The 10,294-nt window shown below is 31.2% G+C and carries 9 protein-coding genes; 3 read left to right on the plus strand and 6 right to left on the minus strand.

Features of this window, described 5'->3' with window-relative positions; all coding sequences use genetic code 11:
- Positions 1 to 1,197, plus strand: a complete 1,197-nt coding sequence (locus B4G36_RS11655) for an IS256 family transposase (protein ID WP_291064125.1) — start codon at positions 1 to 3, stop codon at positions 1,195 to 1,197.
- Between the two features lie 205 nt (positions 1,198 to 1,402).
- Here B4G36_RS11655 and B4G36_RS11660 read toward each other — a convergent pair whose 3' ends face one another.
- The 4 genes from B4G36_RS11660 to rnr form a co-directional block, all read right to left on the minus strand.
- Complete coding sequence (locus B4G36_RS11660; protein WP_291064126.1) at positions 1,403 to 2,158, minus strand: GLPGLI family protein; 756 nt, start codon at positions 2,156 to 2,158, stop codon at positions 1,403 to 1,405.
- Positions 2,159 to 2,205: 47 nt separating this feature from the next.
- A complete protein-coding gene (locus tag B4G36_RS11665) occupies positions 2,206 to 2,394 on the minus strand; it encodes a hypothetical protein (protein ID WP_291050657.1) in 189 nt (62 codons plus the stop codon).
- Positions 2,395 to 2,635: 241 nt separating this feature from the next.
- Positions 2,636 to 3,319: a LysE family translocator gene (locus B4G36_RS11670; protein WP_125349109.1), complete on the minus strand. Its 684-nt coding sequence runs from the start codon at positions 3,317 to 3,319 to the stop codon at positions 2,636 to 2,638.
- Positions 3,320 to 3,360: 41 nt separating this feature from the next.
- Positions 3,361 to 5,520 (minus strand): ribonuclease R, encoded by a 2,160-nt coding sequence (gene rnr / locus B4G36_RS11675; protein ID WP_291064127.1) that lies wholly within the window; start codon positions 5,518 to 5,520, stop codon positions 3,361 to 3,363.
- A gap of 278 nt (positions 5,521 to 5,798) precedes the next feature.
- Between rnr and B4G36_RS11680 the strand changes: the two genes are divergently transcribed.
- The gene (locus B4G36_RS11680) at positions 5,799 to 6,596 is read left to right on the plus strand and encodes a glycosyltransferase family 25 protein (RefSeq protein ID WP_286495666.1); all 798 of its coding nucleotides are present in this window, start codon (positions 5,799 to 5,801) and stop codon (positions 6,594 to 6,596) included.
- A 132-nt stretch (positions 6,597 to 6,728) separates the two neighbouring features.
- Here the strand turns inward: B4G36_RS11680 and asnA are convergent, their stop codons facing one another.
- Together asnA and rpiB are read right to left on the minus strand one after the other, a co-directional pair.
- Complete coding sequence (gene asnA, locus B4G36_RS11685; RefSeq protein ID WP_291064128.1) at positions 6,729 to 7,733, minus strand: aspartate--ammonia ligase; 1,005 nt, start codon at positions 7,731 to 7,733, stop codon at positions 6,729 to 6,731.
- Between the two features lie 233 nt (positions 7,734 to 7,966).
- Positions 7,967 to 8,407, minus strand: coding sequence for a ribose 5-phosphate isomerase B (gene rpiB, locus B4G36_RS11690; protein WP_286495664.1), 441 nt, complete (start codon positions 8,405 to 8,407; stop codon positions 7,967 to 7,969).
- 542 nt (positions 8,408 to 8,949) lie between these two features.
- Here rpiB and B4G36_RS11695 point away from each other — a divergent pair.
- A complete protein-coding gene (locus B4G36_RS11695; RefSeq protein ID WP_291064129.1) occupies positions 8,950 to 10,140 on the plus strand; it encodes a phosphoglycerate kinase in 1,191 nt (396 codons plus the stop codon).
- Positions 10,141 to 10,294: the final 154 nt, after the last annotated feature.

A 10,294-nucleotide genomic window follows, 5' to 3' on the forward strand; every position in this document is an offset into this window, starting at 1 on the left:
ATGGAAACAAAAGACCTATTTCCGGATGATTTTTTCAAACAGTTTAAAACTGGCGATGAACTCCAAAACTTTCTCAAAGACTTACAAAAGCGAGGAATTGAAAAAATGTTAGAAGGTGAGTTAGATGCTCACCTGGATTACGATAAGCATGATTTACGCAAGCAAGAAAATGTGCGTAATGGTTATTCTAGTAAAAAGATAAAAACGAGTTATGGCGAAGAAGAAATAAAGGTTCCTAGAGATCGTGATGCTAGTTTTAATCCGATGCTGATACCTAAACGAAAAAGCATGGTTGAAGGCTTAGAAAACGTCATTGTGTCGCTTTACGCCAAGGGAATGTCCGTTTCTGATATTGAAGAACAGATCAGAGAAGTCTACAATTTTGACGTTTCTCAATCCACCATTTCACGTATAACTGATGCTATAACTTCTGATATCGTAGCTTGGCAAAATCGCCCATTAGAACCTGTTTATCTAATCGTTTGGATGGACGGAATTGTTTTTAAGGTTAGAGAAGGTTCCAAAGTAATTAATAAAACCATTTATATCTCAGTAGGCTTAAAACGCGATGGACGCAAAGAAGTTTTAGGATTATGGTTAGGTAAAAATGAGTCATCATCCTTTTGGATGAGTGTTTTAACCGATATGAAGGCTAGAGGAACTGAAGATATCTTGATTACAGCAACCGATAACTTAAATGGTTTTACCGATACCATACGTACCGTTTTTCCTGAATCTAAAACACAAATATGTGTAGTACATCAGATTCGAAATGCTTGTAAATACGTTGTTTGGAAAGATAAGAAACAGTTTACTGCTGATATGAAAGAAATCTACAACGCGCCAACTAAACAGGCTGCTGAAGCTGCTTTAAATGATTTTGCTTCTAAGTGGGAACATAAATATTCTTATGCCATCCAAAGCTGGAAAAACAACTGGGAAGACCTTACGGTTTTCTTTGAATTCCCCGTAGATATTAGGAAAATCATATATACCACCAATCTAATTGAGAATCTAAACGGTAAAATAAGGAAGTACACTAAAAATAAATTATCCTTCCCTACAGATGAAGCTGTTATGAAATCCGTATATTTGGCTGTGAGAGAAGTAACTAAAAAATGGTCTATGCCAGTAAGAAACTGGGGAGTTATTATTGATCAATTTTTAATCCTATATCAAGAAAGGGTTAGACTCTAAAAAGTAGAACCTAACCCAAGCTTAATTTTTGAACTTACACACTTTAAGAGACAGTCCTACTATAAAAAAATAAAACCTAATCAAAGTCTATTTTTATACTTACACACTTTAAGAGATGATGCCCCAAAATAATAAAGGTGAGTTTTAAAACTCACCTTTATTATTTTATGCTACCTAATTAATCATTCCTATATTATAGAACTTTTTATTTTTCCCACTCAAATATCAATTCTATATCAACTCTTTCTTTTTTTGGAAATTTAAAGTTACTATCTATTTCTCTTAGTTTATTTTTAATTCTTTCTGGTGTTTCAAATTTCAATTTTGGATATTCTTCAATATTTTTAATTTCATATGAAGTATCTAATAAAGGGTTTTTAATATTACTAACTTCAATTTTTGTAGCGTTTTTTAAAAACCATGAGTATCTTTTTTTATCTTCTTCAATAGAAACAATAGCTCCAGGTAATCCATTAAACTTCCATGGACCAACAGAAATTGGAATATCTAATGTAAACCAAACAGTATAATTCCTACCTCTAAAAGAAGTAGTGGCTTTCCTAATATTCAAATTATTTTCTGTTTTTATTTCGTCCCATATCTTCCAATTCATTTTAGGGATTTTTTCTTTAAATAAGAACATTTCTACATCTATTTGTTCTTGTATCACTACAACAGAATCTTTTAGATTGCTATATATTAAATCATTATCTAACGACTTTTGATTTAACACAATGTTATTCGCATCTATAGAATTAGTGTCTGTATTTTTTAATTTCTTTTCTACTGTATACAAACTTTCTTTTGTTTTTCCATTGTATTCTAATGTTGTATTATATATAGTCGTTTTATTAAATATAGATATATAATTTCTAAACTCGTATTCTAGCTTATAACTCTGACTATAAACAATATTTATACATAAAACATTCAATAACAATAAAATTATCTTCTTTTTCATAATTATTAAGTGTATAAAAAAAGCTATTAAATAATAGCTTTTTTTATTTATTCTCCGCCTGCTAATCTATCTGCAACCTCTTGCGTATATTCTTGTGCTTTTCTTTTACATGCATCTTCTGTTATAGTCCATACTATTGTTTCTGCGGCAAGTGATCCATCAGCATAGAATACTTTAATATTACACCATCCACCGAAAAATTCAGTTTTAAACTGTAGAGATGTTTGATTTGCCATAGCAAAAGTCCCCATAAGTGCGAAAACACTTGCAAATAAAATTTTCTTTATTTTTTTTTAGTTTAAATATTGTTGATAATATTTCTAAATTAATATTATTTTTTAAAAACAAAAAAATTTAAATACTTAATTTAAGAAATATTTAAAAATGAAGTTTTTTACATTAGAGTTGAAATATCTTATAACACCTTTTATGTTAAGTAAAAAATCCCATCAAAAAATTTGATGGGAGTTTATATTTCTAACTTGTTTGTTCTTGATTAATGAGCTGATTCTCTATCTTTTGATCAATTTCTTTAAAGAATCCGAAACCTTTTAAGATAATGATTAATCCAAAGACTAAAAGACAAATACCAACTCCTTTTCGCACCATAAATACTTTTTGATCGGTAAAACGTTTTTGAAGTTTTCCTGCCAAAAATATTTTACCCAAATCTATTACAAAATAGGTCGTCAAAACAACGCCCATATACAGCATAAAATCGCTTGGATTTGGATATTGAATCATAATTGAAGAGACAATTACAAACCAAAAAACAATGACACCGATATTCAACAAATTCATAATAAATCCATTGATAAACGTTCTCAAATAATTGTTGCTTACAAATCCCGCTTCGCCTTCTATATGTAGCTTTGGTTTAGAGAAATACATGAAAATTCCGTAAATCAATACAAAGAAACCTGCAATGATATAAATGCGGTAAAACTTTGGATGATTGGTCACATAATCTGTAAAATCTTTACTTCCGTAATAGGCTGCTGCAATACACAAAATATCAGCTGCAATAACTCCTAAATCTAGGACTACAGCGGTTTTCCAACTTCTACGCAAACTGGTTTCAATAAGTAAGAAAAATACAGGTCCAATAAGAATTGTACTTAACAAAAAACCTATTAGTATGGCCGAAAATATTATTTCCATAACATAATTAAGGTCTGCAAGATAAGTCTAAAATATGAAACTTAAGCATCAACTAATTCAAAATCTAATTGCTTCTTGATTAAATCAGCATTTAAAACTTTGATTCTAACCGGACTTCCTAACTGATATTTAACACGTGTGCGTTTACCTATTAAAGCATGATTTTTTTCGTCAAAAACAAAATGATCACCTTTCATAGCACGAGAACGAATCAAACCTTCGCAACGCGTTTCTGGGATTTCAACAAAGATTCCATAATCTTGTACACCTGTAATAAAAGCATCAAAAGTTTCGCCAACAAATTGCTCCATGTATTTTACTTGCATATATTTTATTGACTCTCTTTCTGCTTCTGCAGCAATTTTTTCGCGAGAAGAACAATGTTTTGCTTTATCTTCGTAAACAGCTGCTGCAGGAGATTTTTTATCATCTAAATAATCTTGCAACAATCGGTGCGCCATCATATCTGGATAACGACGAATTGGCGATGTAAAATGCGTGTAATAATCGAACGCTAAACCGTAATGTCCTATATTCTCTGTTGTATATTTTGCTTTCGCCATTGTTCGCATTGCCAAAGTTTCAACCATATTTTCTTCTGGTTTTCCTTTCACTTCTGCTAACAACTTATTCATAGAATTGATAGTTGTTTTACGATCTCCAATCTCTAATTCATACCCAAATTGACGAATAAAATTTTTTAAGTCTAATAGTTTATCTGGATTTGGATCATCGTGAACTCGATAAATATAAGTGTTCGCATTCTCTTTTCCATGTTTATCTAAACTAATGAATTCTGAAACTTTTTTGTTACATAATAACATGAATTCTTCAATCAATTTATTCGAATCTTTCGAAATTTTGAAGAAAATTCCTTGTGGATTATGCGCTTGATCTAAATCGAATTTTACTTCAACTTTATCAAAATTAACCGCTCCATATTTCATACGTTTTTGGCGCATTGTTTTGGCTAAACGATCTAAAGTCAAGATTTCATCTTTAAAATCGCCATCTTTTCCTTCGATAATTTCTTGTGCTTCTTCATATGTAAAACGTCTATCCGAATGTGTAACAGTACGACCAAACCATGTTTTTACAATCTTCGCATTATCATCCATTTCGAAAACTCCCGAAAACGTATATTTATCTTCGTTTGGACGCAAAGAACACGCAACATTCGACAACACTTCTGGCAACATTGGCACTACTCTATCCACCAAATAAACAGAAGTTGCACGCTTATATGCTTCTTGCTCGATCAACGAACCTGGACGAACATAATGTGTAACATCGGCAATGTGAACACCAATTTCCCAGTTTCCATTCTCTAATTTTCGTATTGATAAAGCATCATCAAAATCTTTTGCATCTTTCGGGTCGATTGTAAATGTCGTTACATTTCGCATATCTCTACGACGAGCAGCTTCAGCTTCATCTATCGAAGTATCCAACTGATTTGCTTCTTCTTCAACTTCCTCTGTAAATTGAGCTGGCAAATCATATTCTAACAAAATTGCATGAATTTCTACATCCGTATCGTCTGGACTACCCAAAACTTGCGTGATTTCACCAAATGGTGAATTAGAACCTTCTGGCCAATTTGTTAATCGAACCACAACTTTTTCTCCTGGTTGAGCATTTTTAATTTTCTCTTTCGGAATAAAGAAATCGTGGTTACCATTTTGCATCGTTACAAAACCAAAATTTCCGTTCTTTCCTAACTCGAAAATACCTGTAAATTCAGTTTTATTCCGCTCGATAATTTCTACAATTTCTCCTTCTGCTCTCGATTGATTGGCATGTTTTTTTGGATAAACATATACGCGAACCGTATCGCCCATTAAGGCATTTCGCGTTTTTCCTTTTTGTACAAAGACATCTTGTTCAAGACCATCAATCATAATATAAGCGCTTCCCGAAGAAGTCAAATCCGCAATCCCAACCATATAATCATTGGTTGCATTGATTTTGTATTTTCCTCTTTCTACTTCAGAAATCTTTTTGTCAGCTAATAAAACATTCAAATTCTTAATCAATAATTCTGTATCAATTCGATTTGTTAGGTTTAAAGCTGCTGCAATTTGTTTATAATTTAAAGGTTTATTCGGATTTTGAAATAAAACTTCGATGATAGACTTCGTAAACTTTGTTATGTTTTTGTCTTTTTTCGCCTTTGTATTTTTAAAATTTCTTCTTGGCATAATTTGTTTTCTGTCAAATCTCTTCTTTTTTTTTCGAGATTTATTTTAAAATAGTTAATAAATAAACATCTTAATTATTTGATTATCAAATCATTTTTAATAACTATTGATAAGATGTTAATAAACAACATAACCACTGCAAAGGTAATATATCCTTTTTCTAAAATAACAATTTACAGCCAATTCTATGTTACGGAAAGGATAAGATTACTTGTAACGTTTTGATTTATTGCGAAAATTGAGCCAAAAAAGCTATTTTTGCATTGATAATTAATTGAATGAAAACTAAACCATTATATCAAACTTACTTGATTAACCTTGATAGAGCTACGGATCGGCTTGAATTGATGCAAAAAGAATTCGAAAAATGTGAGATTACTTACGAAAGAATTTCTGCTGTAGATGCCAAAACTTTGGATTCGTCAACCTATAAAATAAAAAATAAATATGACCGCGATTTAGTTCCTGGAGAAATTGGTTGTTATTTGAGTCATGTGAAAACGCTAGAAACTTTTTTGGCTTCTGAAAATGATTTTGCTTTGATTATAGAAGATGATGCAATTTTGGTTGATGATTTTAAATCTGCTGTAGAACATGCTCTTTCTAATTATGAAGAACTTTCTAACAAGCATAAATGGGATGTTTTGAAGCTATTTAACGGAAAAAGAAAACATATAAAAATTGCTGATGTTAATAATAAATACATTATTGGTGCTTGTGGAACGAGTATTCCAATCACAACAATTGCAGCCATTTGGACAAGAAAGGCCGCAGAAAAATTTTTGAATAAAATTAAAACGCCACTACCTATGATTCAACGTCCAATTGATTGTGATTTGCAGCATGCTTGGGAATTTGATTTAAGAATTTACAACCTTCTTCCATCGCTTGTTAAACCAGCTCCAGTAGAAACGCAAATTCAGATTAATCGCAGTTTAAGAAAGTCTAAATTTCCAAAACAAATTCAATACGAATTGAATCGATTATTTCCTAAATATTTCTATTTGATTAATCATCATGGTTTCAAAAAATTCTATGATAGTTTTATTGTGAAGAAAAATGAAAGAATTTCTTAATCAACAATTATTACACTTATTAAGTTACTGAATTAAAATAAATTAACAACCTTTATCAACAGTTATAAACATTGTTAATTTCGATAAAATACAAAAATAGCAGTTTCAAAAATTTTGAAACTGCTTTTTCATTTATAATAATTCGATGCTTTCTTCTTTTAATTTTTCTTTTACTTTTCCGTCCCAAATACTCGCTTGTACTTCGCCAATATGTCGAGATTTCAACATAAACATACACATACGAGATTGTCCAATTCCACCTCCAATTGATTCTGTTAACTGATCATCTAACAACATCGAGTGAAATAATAAATTTTTACGATCCGAAAAATCTCTAATTTCTAATTGTTTGGTCAAAGCTTCTTTATCTACACGAATTCCCATCGAGGATAACTCGAAAGCAGATTCTAAAACAGGGTTCCAAACTAAAATATCACCATTAAGACCTCTAAAACCAGCACTGTTTTCTGTACTCCAATCGTCATAATCAGCGGCACGTGCATCGTGTAATTCTCCATTACTCAATTCTCCTCCAATTCCGTAAATAAAAACAGCTCCAAATTCTTTACAAATTGCATTTTCACGTTGTTTCGGCGTAAATGTTGGATACTTTTGTAGTAAATCTTCAGAAGAAATAAATGTAATGTGTTCTGGTAAAACAGCTTTCAATTGTGGATATTTCGCCTCTACATTTTGCTCCGTTTTTTTAATAACTTTATAAATCGATTTTACTGTCGAAAAAAGATAATCCAATTGACGATCTTGTGGAACAATTACTTTTTCCCAATCCCATTGATCCACATAAATAGAGTGAATTGGCGAATAATCTTCGTCTGGACGCAAAGCGCGCATATCTGTTATAATTCCTTCGCCTGGCTCAATTTCTAATTCTTTCAAACGAATACGTTTCCATTTTGCCAAAGAATGTACAACTACCGCATTTTTATCATTCAAAGATTTTATAGGGAATTTTACAGGTCTTTCGATACTATTCAAATCATCATTAATACCTGTTCCGTCCAAAACTACCAATGGTCCAGAAACTGGAATAATGTTTAATTCTTTTTGTAATCCTTTCGAAAATTCTTCTTTTACAAAAGAGATTGCTTGTTCTCTACGTAATAATGCTCTGCTCATCTTTTTAATCTTTAAATGATTTGTTTTTTTAACTGATGTAAAAGTAGAACAGCTAAAATCAATAAATATACTATTGACTTAAATTGGTTTAAAAATATTTAATTTTAAATATAAAATATTATTTATACTTAACTATTTAAACTTTATAATAGTTTTAAATTTAATTTTTAAAATAAAAATCGGTCAACTCTAACGAATTGACCGATTTTATATCTTATAATAGATGTATAAAATTATCCGTTGTATGAACAAGCAATTTTATCTACGCGTCCTTGGTGACGACCACCTTCAAATTCTGTTGCTAAAAATGTATTCACAATTTCTTCTGCATAGTCATACGCAATAAAGCGTGCAGGTAAAGTTAACACATTTGCATTATTGTGTTGACGAGCTAACTTGGCAATATCCGTCATCCAACATAATGCAGCACGAATTCCTTGGTGTTTATTTGCAGTCATTGTAACGCCTTGCGCACTACCACAAATCAAAATTCCGAAATCTGCTTTTCCATCTTCTACAGCTTGTGCCGTTGGGTGTGCAAAATCAGGGTAATCAACACTCGCTGTTGAGAACGTACCAAAGTCCTCAACCTCAAATCCTTGACTTGTTAAAAAGGGTACTAATTTCTCCTTATAATCGAACCCAGCATGGTCCGCTCCGATTGCAATTTTCATTTAATTAACAGGTGTTTTTGTTGTTTTTGTTTAAATAATTGTAAATCAAATGTTAAGTAAAAGTAACAACTTGTTAAAAGATGATTGAATAAAACTAATAACTTTTCGAGAGAAAAATTTGGAAATCTGATTCAAAAAATCAATTAGAAATAAATCAATACAAGTCAAGTAAAAGTTTTCATTTTGGCATAAAAGATTTACACACCGTTATGAATAGTTTTCACAAAACTTCTTTTTAACAAAAGTTGTTTATCAACCAAAATGATAAATTGTTGATAGAATATCTAACTCTTTCATTACAAAACAAAATTACAAATAATAGCTTGTTAATTGCTATTAAATAAAATTTATCTCACTTTAGTTATCCACATATTAACAGTGCTAATAATAGTAACATATTTTTCTTTTTTTTAAATTTAAAAATTAATTAAACTATATATATTATTATGAATTGTTAATAGTTGAAAATTGTATTGAATGATTTTAAGTCTCAAAATGAAAGTTTGATTACTTTTGTGTAGTTCAAAATTTCAAATCAAAATATGAAAACAATCAACGACTACAATTTCGAAAACAAGAAAGCATTGATTCGTGTTGACTTCAATGTTCCGCAAGACGAAAACTTAAATGTGACAGATGATACACGTATTAGAGCTGCAAAACCAACGATCGACAAAATATTGAAAGATGGTGGCGCTGTTGTATTAATGAGTCATTTGGGACGTCCTAAAGGCGAATTCAATGATAAATATTCATTAAAACATATTGCATCAAAAGTTTCAGAAATTCTTGGCGTTGATGTGATCGTTGCGAATGATGTTATTGGCGATGATGCGAAACAAAAAGTAAGTAATCTAAAACCAGGCCAAGTTTTATTATTAGAGAATGTTCGTTTCCACAATGAGGAAGAAGCTGGAGATAAAGACTTTGCAAAAGAATTGGCTCAATTTGGAGATATTTATGTGAATGACGCTTTCGGAACAGCACACCGCGCACATGCTTCGACTGCAATTATTGCTGAATTTTTCCCGGGAAATAAATGTTTTGGTTTGTTAATGGAACAAGAATTAACAGCTATTAACAAAGTGTTAGATGATGGTGAAAAACCTGTAACAGCGGTACTTGGAGGAGCTAAAGTGTCTTCTAAAATTACGATTATCAACAATATTTTACCAGTTATTGATAACTTGATTATTGGTGGTGGAATGACGTATACATTTGTGAAAGCAAATGGAGGAAAAATTGGAAATTCGTTGGTAGAAGATGATAAATTAGATTTAGCGAAAGAAATTTTGGCTGAATGTGAAAAACATAATGTAAAAGTTTATTTACCGGTTGACAATGTAATTGCTGATAATTTCAGTAATGATGCAAATACACAAACAGTTCCTTCGGATCAAATTCCTGATGGATGGATGGGAATGGATGTTGGTGAAGAATCGTCAAAAGTTTTTGCAGATGTAATTAACAATTCGAAAACAATTCTTTGGAATGGTCCTTTAGGTGTTTTTGAAATGTCAAATTTTGCAAAAGGAACTATTGCTTTAGGTGATGCAATTGCTGAAGCTACGGCAAACGGCGCTTTCTCGCTTGTTGGTGGTGGAGATTCTGTTGCTTTCGTAAAACAATTTGGTTACGACGACAAAGTAAGCTACGTTTCTACAGGAGGTGGCGCAATGTTAGAATCGTTGGAAGGTAAAGAATTACCAGGAGTTGCTGCGATTTTAAAATAAGAAAAGGAAAAAATACTTAAAATAGTAAAAAATTAAGTCGAGCATTTGCTCGACTTTTTTTGTCTTAATTGTTAAGCTGAATTTATTTCAACTTCTCATCTTAATGATTAGGTTCTTCACTTTGCTGTCGTTTCGTTCCTTTAGATTTGAAAAT

Origin of the sequence: Empedobacter sp. UBA3239 (genome assembly GCF_002362875.1) — a bacterium.
Lineage (GTDB): Bacteria > Bacteroidota > Bacteroidia > Flavobacteriales > Weeksellaceae > Empedobacter > Empedobacter falsenii_B.